General features: G+C 41.7%; 8 protein-coding genes and 1 pseudogene. 3 read left to right on the forward strand and 6 right to left on the reverse strand.

Annotated elements, in window-relative coordinates:
• Window positions 1-321 precede the first annotated feature (321 nt).
• Entirely contained in the window at window positions 322-465 is a 144-nt protein-coding gene (locus IGJ20_RS12855; RefSeq protein WP_033624079.1) for a putative holin-like toxin, read from the forward strand.
• 193 nt (window positions 466-658) lie between these two features.
• Here the strand turns inward: IGJ20_RS12855 and IGJ20_RS12860 are convergent, their stop codons facing one another.
• From IGJ20_RS12860 to pplA, 6 genes and pseudogenes are all read right to left on the reverse strand, one after another.
• The gene (locus IGJ20_RS12860; protein WP_161970875.1) at window positions 659-3,718 is read right to left on the reverse strand and encodes a WxL domain-containing protein; all 3,060 of its coding nucleotides are present in this window, start codon (window positions 3,716-3,718) and stop codon (window positions 659-661) included.
• 211 nt (window positions 3,719-3,929) lie between these two features.
• Window positions 3,930-9,214 (reverse strand): annotated as a pseudogene (locus IGJ20_RS12865) (WxL domain-containing protein).
• A gap of 379 nt (window positions 9,215-9,593) precedes the next feature.
• Window positions 9,594-9,956, reverse strand: coding sequence for an LPXTG cell wall anchor domain-containing protein (locus IGJ20_RS12870; protein WP_126254831.1), 363 nt, complete (start codon window positions 9,954-9,956; stop codon window positions 9,594-9,596).
• A gap of 385 nt (window positions 9,957-10,341) precedes the next feature.
• Window positions 10,342-11,289, reverse strand: a complete 948-nt coding sequence (gene menA, locus IGJ20_RS12875) for a 1,4-dihydroxy-2-naphthoate polyprenyltransferase (protein WP_002358958.1) — start codon at window positions 11,287-11,289, stop codon at window positions 10,342-10,344.
• A gap of 13 nt (window positions 11,290-11,302) precedes the next feature.
• Entirely contained in the window at window positions 11,303-12,370 is a 1,068-nt protein-coding gene (locus tag IGJ20_RS12880; RefSeq protein WP_002354751.1) for an FAD:protein FMN transferase, read from the reverse strand.
• A 254-nt stretch (window positions 12,371-12,624) separates the two neighbouring features.
• Complete coding sequence (pplA, locus tag IGJ20_RS12885) at window positions 12,625-13,554, reverse strand: extracellular electron transfer flavoprotein PplA (RefSeq protein ID WP_126254832.1); 930 nt, start codon at window positions 13,552-13,554, stop codon at window positions 12,625-12,627.
• 277 nt (window positions 13,555-13,831) lie between these two features.
• On the opposite strand from pplA, the gene IGJ20_RS12890 reads away from it, so the two are divergent.
• Window positions 13,832-15,778, forward strand: a complete 1,947-nt coding sequence (locus tag IGJ20_RS12890; RefSeq protein ID WP_002354747.1) for an NAD(P)/FAD-dependent oxidoreductase — start codon at window positions 13,832-13,834, stop codon at window positions 15,776-15,778.
• Between the two features lie 581 nt (window positions 15,779-16,359).
• Window positions 16,360-16,782 (forward strand): NusG domain II-containing protein, encoded by a 423-nt coding sequence (locus IGJ20_RS12895; RefSeq protein WP_126254833.1) that lies wholly within the window; start codon window positions 16,360-16,362, stop codon window positions 16,780-16,782.
• Window position 16,783 lies beyond the last annotated feature (1 nt).

Genomic DNA, 16,783 nt, shown 5'->3' on the forward strand with positions numbered 1-16,783 from the left:
CAGCGCCCCTTAATGAAAGGGGCGCTGCTTAACTTTGCCTAGTTAGACGGTCATTTCAAAATGTAAAAATTTTGTCACCGTTAGTAACGGCTCTACATCAGAGAGGTATGTTACAGCATATCTCTCTTTTCATTGCTATTATAGCACAATTACCTAAAAAAATATATTGCAAACTAATTATTTTTCAGTCCTACATGGTATAATCTATATGTAGAGAAGTTATGGTGGAGGCAAGCACACAGGAACATGCGCTTTGCGACGAGAATCGCAATGAAGTGAGAAGCGTAGGAGCAGAGACTTTCCCTTTCGGTGGTAGTGCTTATGAATGTAAGTGCTAAAATCTATGAAAGGAGAGGCCTTTTGTCTATCGCAGAAGCTTTAGCTCTGATGATTAGTTTCGGCTCTTTTATCGCAACGTTAATCTTCGGAATCCTAAAAGCTGTTAAAGAAGACAAGAAAAAATAACCGTCTACTTTAGCGAGTACGGTTATTTTTTATAAATCACTAAAAATCGCTACCGTCTGAAACGGCTCTACACTAGAGAGGTATGTTACAGCATATCTCTCTTTTCAATGCTATTATAGCACAACGACCATCAAAAGACCATCAATAAAAATGCCCGAGCCTTAGAAAAATAAGAGGCTTGAGTATTTTTATTTTAGGGACCAGTCACTAAATTCCACGTGACTGCGGCTTGGTATTGTTGGCCTGCCATGCCTTGGTTGGCTGGCACTTCTAGTTTGATGTTAGCAAACGTGAAGTCCAACTGATAGACGTCACTACCTGTGAACTGTTGGTTTGCGACCACCGCTGTTGCGGTATTGTCGGCGGTTAAAGTCACGGTGCTGGTCTTGCCAAGTGGTGTCCTGGTTTCTGTTGGTTGGTTGTAATCGGTAAAGCTGGCAGCAGCGGCCGTTCCTAGCAACAAGCGAGTCGTTGTTGGCAGGCTGTCTGTGGCTGATTTCGGTTGTGACAGCTGCGCCGTTAAACTCCAATTGGCTTGGCTAGTATTCAGGCGTAAATATGGGTTACGGGTGCCATTGCCGTAGTAATCGGCGGCCTTCTTCAAGCCATATTGTTGCTTACTTCCTGAAATTGCTAGTTTACCAAAATCAAATGTCGGGGTACTAATAAAGCCGTCGCCGTCAGGACTCGTAACTTCTTGATCCAAGTCTTTAATACGGACCGTATCTTTGGCGGTTAAGCTGCCAAAGTTGCCCGTTACCTCAACATCAGCGGTTAAAACTTGACCAGGTTGACCGGTCACGGTGGTTCCTAATATGTTCATTTTTAATTGACCGCCAGCTGGTAAAGGCTGATCCAACGTGATGGACACTCCTGCACCGGTCGTCCATTGTTCTTTGGTGACAGGAAAGGCTTTGGTGTTTTGACCCGTTCCTTGTACAAATATCGTGTTGGGTGCGCCGATGCCAGCCGCCCAAGTTGCCGTTGGCTTGATTTTAATGGTGGTTAACGGCGCTTCGCCTGTGTTCTTCAGTAGCGCCTCCCAGTAATCCATTGTGGCGCCATTTTCGATTATGTCAACGGCACCTGTTAACGTTAGTTCCGCGGTGGGAATCGCTTCTTGGTACACAGCGGTCATGTCGTCCTCATCATTAAAAGTTGGTGTAAAACTTGGGGTCGTTGTCGTCTTTAATGTTGCTGGCTTGGTTTTGCCTTTAAACCAGCCTTGGAAGATATAAGTTTTTTCACCAGCTTGGTAGATCTTCGGTAAAGCTTTCGTGGCGGTGTAGACATAGTTTTCACTGTCCATCACTAGCTGGTTTCCTTGTGTAAAGCCAGTTGGTGGCATGATTTTTGCACCACTATCATCTACAAAATGTTCTGTGACCCGCCGATTTTCTAAGTAATAATAAATGGTGCCATCAGGGGTCGATAAATTATAGTTGCCCCCAGCAGTTCCTGAATAGATACTCATTGAGTAAAGTGTCTTCGTGGTGTCCCACGTCCAATAAGAACGGCGGGCAGTATAGCGCGTAGCACTTTTTTGGGTCAAGTTATACGCAGTGGTTCCCACTAAACTACTAACAATGTTGTCGGGGTTTTCGATGCCACGGCGCACTTCATTTGGTACTGGATACTTGGTTTTATCCCCTGTATACGCAGTAGTTGGCGAAATCGAAATCGTCTGGTAATACTTAGGAATTTCAACACTCACTTCTTGCGGGCCATAAGTTACGATTGTCCCATCGTCTGGGCGTGTGTAGACTTTTTGCGGGATGGCTAATTTCTTTAATTGACTTGCTGGCATATCGATTCCATCAATTGTGGGAAAAGTCGTCATTTCCCCTGTGGCTCCGTCACTTTCACCCATGGTCGCACTTAGCTTAAACTTGGCGGGATCAAGCAAATTCCCTTGCTCATCAACATAGCCGAACAAAGCTTCTCTCGCTGGCAACGTATAGGTTTTCATCACTGCTTCTTCATAGACCACATGCAAATCGTCATTGTCATCATAGGTCACCGCATAACTAGGCGTTTTGGTGGTTTCCAACGTGCTAGGTTTCGCATTCCCTTTGTACCAACCTTTAAATAAATACGTCTTCCCATCACTGCCTGTGTAACGTTCAGGCAAGGTGCCTTCTTGGGTAAAAGTAAAATCCTCCCCTGTCACAATGGTTTTCTTATCCTGCGTAAAACCTTCTGGCGCAGGAATCGCCCCGCCTGCGGGATTCTCAAATTTTTCCGTGACACGCCGCTTGGTTAAATAATAATACACAGGACCCGCTGTTCCTCGTCTTTGGTGCGAACTAGTTGGACCGCCGACATCTCCATAAAAATAGGTCAGTGCATACGTAACGCCTCCTGGTGCCGTAGCTACCGTATATTTAAACGTCTTTTTAGGACCAAACGTCAGCTTATTGGGCATTTTTTCATTGGTTAACTCTAATTCCGTCTCCGCATTGGCGCCCACATAGTTCGTCACTTTGCCCCCAACGTTCGCAAAAACCGTAGGCACTGGATATTGCGTAGTGTCTCCTGTATAAAACGTACTTGGTCGAATGTCCAGGCTTTGATACTCCTTAGGAATAGTAAACGACACTTCAGAAACGCCATAAATGTTACTTGGATCCCGATTGTTGGTATCATATTTAAAAGCTGGTGACGTTGGAATAGACAGTAACTTTCCGCCATTCACAGTGGTGGGCTCAAGGGGGGTTCGTTGTAATTTCTCTTCATAAAACGAAAACGTGGAAAGATTGACCGCCATCGTAATTCGGTCGGGATCAAACAACGTCCCGTCTTCCTCCACAAAGAAAAAGGGAATCTCGCGCCCTTCCACAGAAGAATAACCAATCGCTCGAGAAGCAATTCTTGCCGTTTCCTGTGGCGGCACTGTTTTCGCTTCACTAGCGACCGTTGCCTGTGACTCTTCGGTTGTTTGTGTCGTCTGGCTCGCTTCGTCACTAGACTGAGATGTTGCTACTCCTTGCTCCGTCTCCCCAGTAATCGTTTCCGCTAACACAGTCACACCAACCACTGAATCCATGAACAAAGAACAACTTAACCCAACAACTAGCCATCTTTTCCAATTTACTCGCTTCATCTTGCTCCTTCTTTCTATGTAAAAATTCAATCTATAGTCTCTATAAAGTCCTTTCTTAATCAGTATCCTGTTATTATCGATACTGATAACTAGCATTTTTTTATTTATTTTACCAAAGAACACACCGCTTGAAATTTCAAATTTTGACATATTGAGTGCCGTTTTTTAGTGATTCCTATCCTTTCAAGGCTGAGCGCCTCTGTTCCCTTTGAAAACAAGTGTTATTTTAGCGAAAATCAAGGATTTAAACGCTCTTTTGATGAACCCCAACTGTTTTTTTCTTAATATTTAAACCAAAAAGCTCAAAATGTTAGTAATAACCACTAACATTTTGAGCTTTTCTCATGATAACTTAACTATTTTAAGGACCTGTAACTAGGTTCCATGTAACTGCGGCCTTGTATTGTTGCCCTTTAACACCTTGATTGGCTGGCACTTCAAGTTTGACATTATTGAAGGTGAAGTCCAACTGATAAACATTACTACCTGTGAATTGCTTGTTGGCAATAATACTCGTTGCTGTGTTGTTGGCTGTTAAGCTAATGGCACTCGTGGTACCGACCGTATTTTTCAACTCGGTTGGTTGATTGTAATTGGTAAAGCTAGAGACAGGCGCCGCCCCTAATAATAAGCGGGTCGCTGTAGGCAAGCTGTCTGTCGCTGATTTCGGTTGCGACAGTTGCGCCGTTAAGCTCCAATTGGGTTGCGTTTTCTTAATCCGCAGATACGGATTGCGGGTACCGTTACCGTAGTAATCCGCGGCTTGTTTCAAGCTGTGTTGTTGCTTACTTCCTGCAACGCCCACTTGACCGAAATCAAAGGTTGGTACACTGATGAAGCCTTCGGTCGTTGGTGTGACTACTTCTTGATCATTTGGACGAATTCTCACGAAGTTATCCACTGTACTATCTTTAATACCACCAAATACTACAACTTCTGCTTTCAAAACAGTGTTTGGTTTCCCTGTTGCGCGAGTTGTGAAAGCAATTGAAACTTTTTTGCCGATAGGAACGGCATTTGGTAAAGAAACCCCCTCTGTCCAAAGTGTACTATTTACTGGGATTGATTTTGTCGTTTCTCCTTCTGGTGTCACTTCCATAAAGGTCGGGATCGTCAGACCAGCTGACCAATTGGGCCCTTTTTTCAAGTTAAGATTCTGTAAGGGTGCTTTGCTAGTATTCGTGATCGTTGTTGTCCAGATTACATTGGTATTCGTATCGATCACTTCTTTTGGTCGAGTTAATGTGACACTAGCCGTTGGTATTTCTTCCTTATACATGGCGGTCATATCGTCATTGCCATCAAAAGTAGCATTGAACGTTGGTGTTGTGGTTTTGTTCAACGTACTTGGCTTGGTTTTCCCTCTATACCACCCTTGGAACGTATAGGTCTTGCCACCTGCAGTATACGTCGCTGGTAAAGCTTTCGCCGCTGTGTACTTGAAGGTATTACTGTTCATTGGTACTTGGTTACCTTGGGTGAAGCCTGTTGGTGCGGTAATTTTGGCACCGTTGGCATCAACGAAGTTTTCGGTAACTTGTTTCCGTGTGACTTTGTAGACTAACTTCGCATCATTGGTAGGATTGTTACTGAACAACTCTGTAACAAATCGATAATACCTTGCGTCAGAAGAACTAAGACTATGACCTACAAGCATGCCCAAAAATCTACCATCAACATTAGAAAAATTCGTTCCATCTGTCTTGAAGTTTAGCCCATTAATCTCTGTTGTAGATATACTCGATGGTATCGGCGCCTTGTTCGAGTCTATCACTGTTGAAAGATCAGATCGATAATCATAGCTATAAACATTCAAACCGCTACTTTGAGCTGTTTCTACTCGAATACTATCAACATATTTTAACTGTTGATCAATTGCCAACTTGTCTAACTTAAATCGAAGCCTGTTCGTTGTACTAATTGGCTGGCCATTATTATACTTTTTCAATAACTCATGGGACAATGGGATACTGCCATTATTAATACTTACCGTATATTGCCCACTGCCATTATTTTTTGATGTTACGTCATATAAATCAGTTCTTAAGGACGCACTCGTACTTTGCGCATAGTACTTACCACTAAAGGTTAACGCTGGTGTGAAAGCTCCGCCTTTTTCATTCACAAAGTTCATATTGACTGATGGATAAAAGGTTGTAATTGTCTCTTCCTTATACATCGCTGTCATATCGTCATTGCCATCAAAGGTCGTATTGAACGTTGGTGTTGTGGTTTTGTTCAATGTACTTGGTTTGGTTTTCCCTTTATACCATCCTTGGAACGTATAGACTTTGCCACCTGTAGTATACGTCGCTGGTAAAGCTTTTGCCGCTGTGTACTTGAAGGTGTTACTGTTCATTGGTACTTGGTTACCTTGGGTGAAGCCTGTTGGTGCAGTAATCTTGGCACCGTTGGCATCGACGAAGTTTTCGGTGAGTTGTTTCCGTGTGACTTTGTAGACTAACTTCGCACCATTGGCAGGATTGTTACTGAAAAGGTCCGTATTTAAAAGATAATTACTTCCAGTAGAACTAACACTATGCCCTACGCGCATGCCCAAAAATCTATTATTGGTATTAGAAAAATTTGTTCCATCTGTCGTAAAGTTTAGCCCATTAATCTCTGCTGTAGACATATTAATTGCTATAGGCGCTTTACTCGAATCGATGACCGTTGAACCATCATGTGTATAATCATAGCGATAAGTATTCAGACCACTACTTTGAGCAGCTTCTACTCGAATGCTATCAACGTATTTTAACTGTTGATCAATCACCAACTTGTCTAGCTTAAAACTAAGGCTGTTCGTTGTACTGATTGGACTTCCATTATTGTATTTTTTCAATAACTCGTGGGACAACGGGACACTACCATTGTTAATGCTTACTGTGTATTGTCCATTACCATTACTTTTTGAGGTCAAGTCATATAAATTGGTAATTACCTTGTCACTAGCTCTTTGTACATTGTACTTACCACTAAAGGTTAACGCTGGTGTAAACGCACCACCTTTTTCATTCACAAAATTCAGATTGATTGATGGATAAAAGGTCGTAACTGTTTCTTCCTCATACACCACATTCAAATCATCATTGTCATCGTAGGTCACTTGATAACTTGGCGCTTTGGTAGTTGTCAATGTGTTGAGTATGGACTTGCCTTTGTACCAACCTTTGAACTTGTAGGTCTTACCACCTGTTGTGTAGGTGTCTGGTAAGGTGCCTGCTTGTTTGAAGGTATAGGCATCGCTTGTGATTACCGTTTTTTGCCTTGAGTGAAACCTGTTGGCGGTGTGATTTTGGCGCCACTTGTGTCTACGAAGTTTTCAGTGACACGGCGGTTTTCTAGATAATAATAAACAGTTTTATCTGGGGTAGCTAAATTGTAATTGCGCCCTGCATTGCCTGAATAAATGCCCATTGCGTAGAGCGTACGGTTTTTATCCCAAGCCCAAGGCACTTGTCGTGTATTATAAATATTACCGCTCTTCTTGGTTAGGCTATACGCTGTGGTACCAACGGCAGTACTAACTATTGTACTTGGATTTTCAATATCTTTTCTGACTTCATTGGCCAGCGGGTACTTGGTTTTATCGCCTGTGTAATTAGAAGTTGGTGAAATCGAAATCGTTTGATAATACTTAGGAATCTCATGAGTAACACTCTGCGTCCCATAGGTTGTCAGCCGTTCCCCACTTTCTGGTAAGTTATAGACCTTTTGAGGAACCGTTAACTTTTTCAGTTTCGTCGTTGTAACGTCTGTTCCAGTAATGGTTGGAAACGTGGTGGTCGTTCCGCTGTCAACATCCGTTGTTTCAGCCATCGTTGCTTTTACTGTGACATTCGCTGGATTAATTAAATTGCCTTGTTCATCAACATAACCGAACGTAATTTCTTGGCTAGGTAAGGTGTAGGTTTTAAGTTTTGTTTCCTCATACACCACATTCAAATCGTCATTGTCATCATAGGTCACTTGATAACTTGGTGCTTTGGTAGTGGTCAAGGTACTTGGTTTGGTTTTGCCTTTGTACCAACCTTTGAACTTGTAGGTCTTACCGCCTGTTGTATAGGTGTCAGGTAAGGTACCTGCTTGTTTGAAGGTATAGGCATCACTTGTAATCACCGTTTTTTTACCTTGAGTGAAACCTGTTGGCGCGGTGATTTTGGCACCGCTTGTGTCTACGAAGTTTTCAGTGACACGGCGGTTTTCTAAGAAATAATACATGGTCTCGTCTGTAGTGTAGTAAGCAGGTGCATTTCCTGTTGCATTTGCTGTTGATAAAATTAAGTCAAATACGGTTTTAGTTGTATCTGACTCCCAGAAGAGTTGTCGTATTCGATAAGAATGAGCGGTTGTCGTTGTAGCTAAAGTATAATCACTACCATCTGTTACTAAACGATCATCAGGTAAGACACCACCTACGTATCTCATTCTTGTTGTAGCGATTGGATAAGCGGTACTAGAGCCTGTATAATATGACCCTGGCTTAACTGTCGGCAACTTATACCGTTTAGGAACAGTTACGCGGAAATTTGTACCACCAGAATAAGCAGGGCTAACCGTTGGTGTATACGTTAGTTGTTGGCTAGGAATCGTTAACTGTTTCAAGTTACCGTTGTTCACGCCGCTAGCTGTGCCGACTTGTTTCGACGTTCCATTCATGATAGTTGTTAAATTGGTCGTCATGTTAAAATTCGTTGGTGCGACTAACGCACCTTTTTCATCGACAAAACCAAATTTATACGTAACAGCTGGAATTGTGGTAGTCGTTTCTTTTGTTTCCTCATACACCACATTCAAGTCATCATTATCATCATAGGTTACCCCATAACTTGGTGCTTTGGTGGTGGTCAAGGTACTTGGTTTGGTTTTGCCTTTGTACCAACCTTTGAACTTGTAGGTCTTACCACCTGTTGTGTAGGTGTCAGGTAAGGTGCCTGCTTGTTTGAAGGTGAAAGCATTGCTGGTCATTGGTGTTTTCTTACTTTGGGTAAACCCTGTTGGCGGTGTAATGGCTACGCCATTCGCATCTACGAACTTTTCGGTGACTTGTTTACGTGTGACTTTGTAATTAAGTGTTTCTCGGTACGTTGGCGTGCCGTCAAAGCCTAGTAATAGTAGGTCCATCCCTGAGTTCGTCCGTATACCATCTGTTCTCATTATAGTTACTACATCCAAAACGTTCGTAGTAAAAGCTACTGAATTTAGAGAAAAGATACTTGCACTATTTTTAGAGAATATTCTATCTCTCTGAGTCAAAATGTTATTAGTGTAATTACCAAATTGAGGTGTTTCAGATACTTGTTGATTACTGTAACGAGTCATGCTTATAGTATTTGTCTGAGTAACAATACTGTCGACATATTTTAGTGTATTATCAATCTTTAATTGTTCAATCGCGTATATATTCACATCGTAACCTGCTGGTACATTTGTGAGAAAATCGTACGGTACAGAAATTGCTGCGTTGACAGCTACTCGATATTGCCCACCACCTGCATTAGAAGAAACAATTGGATATCTATCAGCGTATGCGCGCCATTGCTTAGTTTCTATGTGACGTGCTAATTTATAATACGTCCCTGACAACGTTAAGGCTTCATCAGTAAAGGCTTTTCCTGTTTCATCAGTAAAAGCAAAGGTCATTCTCGGATAAATCACTTGATTATTCGGCACCCAACGTGGTGAAATGCTCTTTTGTAGGTCATTTTCACTACTAGTTGCTGGTGCCTGTTCGGTGGTATCTGTTTTCACCTCGGGCGTTGCCGTTGGTACTTCTGTTTCTACTTGTTTCTCCGCTTCTATCGTTTCCTCTTCCTGACTCGTATCAGTTGTTACTTGACTATTTTGTGTACTGGCTTTCGTTGTTTCTTTCTTAACGCTACTTGCTGATGTTGCTTCCTTAGCGCTACTTGCTACTGTCGGACTACTTTCAATCGTGATGGTTTCCGCAACTGCGGTCACGCCAGAAAAGGCGTTAATCACTAAAGAACTACACAAGCCAATGGTTGCTAATCGTTGCCACTTAGTTTGCTTCATGTCGTCCCTTCTTTCTATGTACCATTCCCGCCAAGCCGATTAAGGCTAAGCCGAGAATGCTAAGATTTGCCTGACTCTTGCTCCCTGTACGAGGGAGCTGCGAGCCAGTTGTGGTGGTCTGTGTCGAACCACCACTTCGTTGATCTCCTTGCGGATGACCAGCTGGTTCCTTGGGATCAGCAGCTGGCGCATCTGTTTTCGGTGGGGCATCTTTAGGAGCGGGTGTTCTCGGATTTTGGTAAAATTCAATCCCCACCGAACTAGAACCACCATCAGACGCTTCAACATTTATAAAAAAACTAGGAGAAGATAGTAGACACACAATCATTAAATAACGCTTTTTTTTCATTTAAAAACCTCCTTTAGATTCACTTGTATTCGTTGATCTTTTATACAAGGAATGTGTAACAACCTTTTTTCATACCTCTATAATAACAAAGAACCCCCCTTAGGAATTGACGTTTTTTTCGCACCTCTTGCGAAAATTTTGAAAGTTCTTGTTATACTACGGTTTATAACGCCCGTTATTTAATAATCGTTACTAAAAAAAGGCGATTTTAGTCAATTTTTATCAAAAATCCCCGACAAAAGTTTAAGGTTTCTAGCCATTTAACGAGAAAAGCTCAAAAAGTTAGTAATTGATACTAACTTTTTGAGCTTTGTATAACACTTTTGAAGAAGTCGCTTGAAAAAAAACAGTATTTTTTTCGTATTTTCTCTACTTTTTTAAGAATCTAGCCAAGCAACGCACTAATTAATAGCCCTAAGGCATAGGTGCCATTGAAAACCATTAAGTTTTTAATGGAATGACGGAAACTTTTCGGCTGCGGCAATTCTTGTTTAAACGTTTGAATATTTTTCCAAATGACAGGCAAAGTAGCAAATGTAATTAACACTGGCCATTGATAAATACCACTAATGAAGCCGAATAAAATCACCAGATAACCAGCTAGCGCTAACACTTGAAACAGCACAATCCCTGCTGGGCGCCCGATATAATAGACTAATGTATAACGGTGGTTCTCAATATCCGTGTCTAAGTCCCGTAAATTGTTGGCGAGCATGATGTTAGCAATCGAACAGACCAAGGGCAAGGACGCCACGACAATCGCAAGTACCGCCCAGAGATTGCCGTCTAAGCGAAAGGCGCCGCTAGCAAAATCGACCGTTAAGTAAAACGGCGGATTGGTGACGACGTTCAAGTAAACGGTTAAGACGAAGATGCCTAAGCCCATCGTGAAGCCACTGAAAATTTCCCCCAAGGGCATGCGGGATAACGGAATCGGTCCATACGTGTAGAAAATACCGATGAAGCAGCAAATCCCCCCTAATACGAGGAAGAGCCAGCCGGTTTGAACCGTCAAGTAAGCACCCACAACGGCAGTGAAGGCAATCATGGCGAAAATCATGTTGCGGACCAGTTGTGGTGAAACGCCTGATTGTCCGATAATATTTTCTTCATATTTATAGACGTCAGATTTGGCTTTTTTGAAGTCCATGTAATTATTAATGGCGGTGGTGGCCATATCAAAGACCACCATGCCAATGAAGAAAACCAGCGTGTTGCCCCACTGGACTTCCCCGAAATAGGTCATTGAAAACAAGACCCCGATAATGAAGGGAAAGAGACTGGCAAGCTTCGTCTGAATTTCCACTACTTTTAAAAACACATTTAAAGACATTTTTAGTCGCTCCTTATTTCAAATCGGCCCGATTCCCCATCGTATAGCCAGAGTCTTTGCCGATTTCAAAGTTGCCTTCGATATCTTTGCTGATGTAGACTTTGTCGTCTTTTGTGACGAAAATGGCATCGGTTCCTTTCAGACTTTCGACATATTCTAGTCCTTTTTTGACGCCCATTGAGAAGACGGCTGTGGAGAGACCATCACCATCGATGGATTTGTCGGTGATAATGGTGACACCCGCGATGTCGTTATCAAACGGATAGCCAGTTTCACGATCGAAGAGATGGTGGTACGTTTTGCCATCGACTTTTAAGTAGCGTTCATAAATTCCTGATGTGACTAAGGTTTTGTTGCTTTCTTTGACTTGACCTAAGACTGTGTTGCGGGCTTTATTCGGATCTTGAATGCCGACTGTCCAATCCATATCTTTGCCACGTGGGCTGTGTCCTAAGACGTAAACATTCCCGCCTAAATCGACGATAGCGGTGGTGACGCCGTTGTCTTTGAGGACTTTCACGACTTCGTCGGTGATGAAGCCTTTGGCAATTGCTCCTAAATCCAATTGCATGCCTTTTTCTTCAAGGTAAACGGTTTGCTCTTTGTCGTTGAATTTGACTTTCGTGTAATCAACGAGTTTCAAGGCTTGATCAATTTCGGCTTGGCTTGGTTTGCGAGCATCATCGAAGCCAATGTGCCACATAGAGGTGATTGGGCCAATTGCCATGTCGAAGCCGCCGCGGGAGTCTTTGCTGTATTCATAGGCTTTTTTCAACAAAGGATACAGGTCATCTGAAACTTTGACTGGTTTCACGCCTGCTTCTTGGTTGATTTCATCAATTTCTGAACCTGGTTGGTTGACCGTGATTTTATCGCCTAGTTCTTTGACGCGGGCAAAGGCTTTCGGTAAGACGTCTTCTTTGCCATCATCGTAGATGCGAATTTGAACGTAGGTACCAAGCATTGTTTGACGGTCAGAGTATGGTTCTGTATTAATTTTCGCTTCTGGTTTTGAGGAACAAGCAGCTGCCACAAACAGCACTGCTAGAACACTCACCATGAGCAGAAGTTTCTTTTTCATAGGATTCCCTCTTCTTTCCTTCTTTAATTAAAAAATAAGTTCTCTTGCATAGTAGCCTTTTTTGGAAAAAATGAAAAGTCTTTCTCTTGGAAATTCACAAATTTCTGTGAAAAAATTTGTGAAATGATGGACAGAACTAGCGAAGAAAAAGGGGCGGGAAAGTCAGCCAACCGACTTTTTCCCAACCCCTCAATGGTGTCAAGTACTTGCTGAAAAGCATTTCAGGAACTACTTCACGATTCATTTATTTCTAATTATTTTGTTACGATGTTGTCAACAACGATTTCAGTTGTGTCGCCTTTTTCAGCAGCGTTCACTAATTGTTGTGCGTAGTTGATGAATGAATGTGTGCTGTGTGTTGCACCAGTTACCACTTCAACACCTGCAGGTGAGCCGTCTTCTTCGCCCATTGCTTTAACAAATTCTTTGTTTAATGTTTCGATATATTCTTTTGGTCCAACGCCAGTAACGTCTTTCATTTTGCTTTCGTATTCAGTGTCATCTTTTTTAGATTTGCCGTCAGCGTTCACGTTATCGTAGTTAGATTCAGTCACTTTACCATCTTTCACAGTCATTGAGAATGTTGTGTGGTAGCCGTTTGAGTCATTTTTTTCTTTCAATGAGTACGTACCATCTTTCAATGTTGCCCCATTGTCGATTTCGATTGTGTCTGTGTTACCAGCTTGTGCTGCTTGGATTAATTGTTGTGCGTAGTTTTGGAATGATTCAGATGAATGAGTCGCACCAGTTACTACTTCCACACCGCTTGCGCTTTGTGCTTTAACAAAAGAATCGTTTAATTGTTTGATGTATTCTTTTGGTCCAACACCAGATTTTGCTTTCATGCTTTCTTCATACTTAGTGTCTTCTGTTTTAGATTTGCCGTCAGCATTGATGTTGTCATATTTAGATTCAGTGATTTTGCCGTCTTTTACAGTCATTTCAAAGACTGCACGGTAACCATTTTTTTCATTTTTTTCTTCTAATTTATACGTACCATCTTTTAAATCGCCACCGGCAACTTTTTTCGCTGGTGCTGATGATTCAGTTGATTTTTCCGTTTCTGAAGATGCTGCGCTAGAAGAGTTCGTTGTGTTGTCTTTCTTGTCTGCGCCACAGCCTGCTAATACTAAACTAAATAATGCAATTGCCGCAAAACCTTTAACAAATTTATTCACTTTCATTGATAGTCACCTTTTCTTTCATGGTTTTCACAAACATCAAAAGTTTGTGATACATTACACATTATAATGGTTTTAAAAACGTTGTCAAGACCATCCCCTAAAAACATTTACATTTCGGTCTTTTTTTCATCAAAAACTCATCGTTGGAGTAAATTTGTTGACAATTAAAATTTATATTAGACAAATTCGTGAAATACTTATATAATGTTAGTCGATTGTGTACTTATTAATCATTATCACTATTTTACTACTTACAATATTAAGGAGCGGATTGTCAATGACAAAGCAAAATATTGTCGTTGTAGGTGCTGGGTATGCTGGCGTTTCAGCTACTAAATTTCTAGCAAAGAAATTTAAAAAAGATACGGACGTAACAATCACATTGATTGATCGCCATTCTTACCACACTATGATGACCGAATTGCATGAAGTAGCAGGCGGACGTGTTGAACCAGAAGCAATTCAATACGACTTACAACGTTTGTTCTCACGCAAGAAAAACGTAAAATTGGTAACAGATACTGTTACTGGGATCGACAAAGAAAATAAAGTTGTGAAAACTTTAGCAGGTTCTTATCCATTTGACCAGTTAATTCTGGGTATGGGTGGCGAACCAAACGACTTTGGAACACCAGGCGTGAAAGAAAATGGTTTCACCTTATGGTCATTTGATGATGCAGTGAAAATTCGTCATCACATTGAAGCAACCGTTGCTAAAGCAGCCATCGAACCAGATGCTGAAGTACGCAAAGCAATGTTAACATTCGTTGTCTGTGGTTCTGGTTTTACTGGGATCGAAATGGTCGGCGAATTAATCGACTGGAAAGATCGTTTAGCGAAAGATGCCAAAATTGATCCAGACGAAATTACATTAATGGTTGTTGAAGCAATGCCAACCATCTTAAACATGTTATCTCGTAACGATGCTGCCAAAGCAGAACGTTATCTAGAAAAGAAAAATGTTCAATTATTATTGAACTCACCAATCGTTGAAGTTGCAGCAGATCACATTAAATTAAAAGATGGTTCTGAAGTACCAACGCATACGTTAATCTGGACAGCTGGTGTGAAAGCAACTTCTGATGCCGCTGACTTTGGTTTAGAAGCAGCCCGTGGTAGTCGTTTAGTTGCGAATGAATACATGCAAGCAAAAGGTTACGAAGACAAAAACATTTATATCATTGGTGACTTGGTTTATTACGAAGAAACACCAAATACACCAACTCCTCAAATCGTTCAAGCAGCTGAACAAACAGGTCATACTGCGGCTGCCAACATCGTTGCAGATATTAAAGGTGGCGAAAAACACGCCTTTAAAGGAAACTACCAAGGATTCATGGTTTCCATCGGCGCGAAATGGGGCGTTGCCAACTTATTCGATAAAATTCATTTGAGTGGTTTCTTAGCCATCATTATGAAACATATCGTTAACTTGAAATACTTCTTTGATATTCGTTCTGGTTACTATATGTTCCAATACATTATGCACGAAATCTTCCATATTAAAGATGATCGTTCTGTTGCTCGCGGACATACGTCTCGTTACGGCAATGTCTTGTGGAGTGTTCCGCTACGTGTCTTCTATGGTATGGTTTGGTTAGTCGAATCAATGAAGAAAATTGTCGGCAACGGCGATTACTTGAAACCAAGCACTTGGTTTGGTGACGGTTCTTGGTTCACAGATAAAGTCGTTTTCCCATTCCCTTGGTTACAAGAACAAGTAACAACAGGTGCTTCTCAAGCAACTGAAACAGCAACAACTGCGGCAAGTGGTGCGGCGGATGCGGCGGCAAGCGGTGGTGCCGATGCGGCAACACAAGCAGCGCACTTTGGTTTAAGCTACGCTTACGGCGAAACACCAATGCAAGTGTTTGATCACATGCCTAAATGGTTCGAAAGCGTAATGAAATTTATGATGCCAAACCAAGAAGTTGCTTTGTTCATGCAAAAATTCATGACAATCGTTGAAGTATGTATTGCTTTAGCATTGATTGCTGGTTTATTCACTTGGTTATCAAGTGCTGCTACAATTGGTTTAACAATTGCCTTCTGTTTATCTGGCATGTTCTATTGGGTAAATATCTGGTTTATCTTTGTCGCTTTTGCTTTGATGAACGGTTCAGGCCGTGCTGTCGGTTTAGACCGCTGGGTAATTCCATGGATTCAACGCAAACTTGGTAAAGCGTGGTATGGTACCCCGAAAGCTAGATACGGCGGTAAGTAAGCAATCGATAATCGATTGACAACTACGAGCAAAAGCTGAGACACATGTCTCCAGCTGACTATCATAGGATTTAGTATGTGGGACAGCAGTCAAGCATGACTTTTGTCCCACATATTTTCTTTTATATAATATGGTGGCTCAACTGAGGTCGGGACAGAATCGTTTAGCTCCGAGAACCAAGTAGGTACTGTTCAACATCTATTTGCTTTGCAAATAGTGTTTCTCAGCAATAAGAAGAAATTTTCGAAAATTGTCATAAAACACAACGAGGAACGAGTTGATGTTGCATGATACCTACCCGGTGTTCTTTAATTTTTGGAGACCAAGTAGGTATTATTCATCATCGAATCACTACGTTCTTCGTGATTCTCAACAATTTCGGCTTATTTCCGAAGGACCTTCAACTCTTAGAGCTTTAGCTCTTAGAAGTTGTTGAGATCGGAGCAACGCGTAGTGTTGGTTCTGTTCCCGCCGTTTATCAGTTTTTGAGCTTGGAACAAAAATTCAAAATAATTTTTGTTCCAAGCTCGTTCACTGTGTTATGATAGACAAGAAAAAAACACCAAAGGAGAGAGAAGAAAATGACGATCAAAGAATTCATTAAGAAAAGTCGCTTGAAAACATGGGACGTTATTATTATTGCTATTTTAGTTCTTGGTTCTTTTCTGCCCCTTGTTGTTTTTGCCATGCAAAACCGTGGTCAAGAAGCGGCTACGTATCAAGCAGTCTTGAAAGTAGACAACAAAGTAATCAAAGTCTTTGACTTAAAAAAGGACGGCCCGCATTATACATATAAATACGAAGCAAAAGACGGTGATTACAACCTGATTGAAGTAGATGGTGATCGTATCCGCGTGAAGGAAGCCAACTGTGCTGACTTAGTGGATGTTCGACGAGGCTGGATTTCCAAACCTGGTGAAACCCCGATTGCCTGTCTACCCCACAATTTGTTTGTCACCGTGGAAGCTTCTGATGGGAGTGAAGACGGTAGCTTAATTTATTAAG

This window comes from Enterococcus sp. DIV0294, assembly GCF_050558155.1.
GTDB classification, from domain to species: Bacteria; Bacillota; Bacilli; order Lactobacillales; family Enterococcaceae; genus Enterococcus; species Enterococcus faecalis.

What these genes read in the sequence shown, in the direction of transcription:
- IGJ20_RS12855 (WP_033624079.1), top strand. Translation starts at nt 322, where the DNA reads ATGAATGTAAGTGCTAAAATCTATGAAAGGAGAGGCCTTTTGTCTATC.
- IGJ20_RS12860 (WP_161970875.1), bottom strand. Translation starts at nt 3,718, where the DNA reads ATGTCAAAATTTGAAATTTCAAGCGGTGTGTTCTTTGGTAAAATAAAT.
- IGJ20_RS12890 (WP_002354747.1), top strand. Translation starts at nt 13,832, where the DNA reads ATGACAAAGCAAAATATTGTCGTTGTAGGTGCTGGGTATGCTGGCGTT.
- IGJ20_RS12870 (WP_126254831.1), bottom strand. Translation starts at nt 9,956, where the DNA reads ATGAAAAAAAAGCGTTATTTAATGATTGTGTGTCTACTATCTTCTCCT.
- menA (WP_002358958.1), bottom strand. Translation starts at nt 11,289, where the DNA reads ATGTCTTTAAATGTGTTTTTAAAAGTAGTGGAAATTCAGACGAAGCTT.
- IGJ20_RS12895 (WP_126254833.1), top strand. Translation starts at nt 16,360, where the DNA reads ATGACGATCAAAGAATTCATTAAGAAAAGTCGCTTGAAAACATGGGAC.
- pplA (WP_126254832.1), bottom strand. Translation starts at nt 13,554, where the DNA reads ATGAAAGTGAATAAATTTGTTAAAGGTTTTGCGGCAATTGCATTATTT.
- IGJ20_RS12880 (WP_002354751.1), bottom strand. Translation starts at nt 12,370, where the DNA reads ATGAAAAAGAAACTTCTGCTCATGGTGAGTGTTCTAGCAGTGCTGTTT.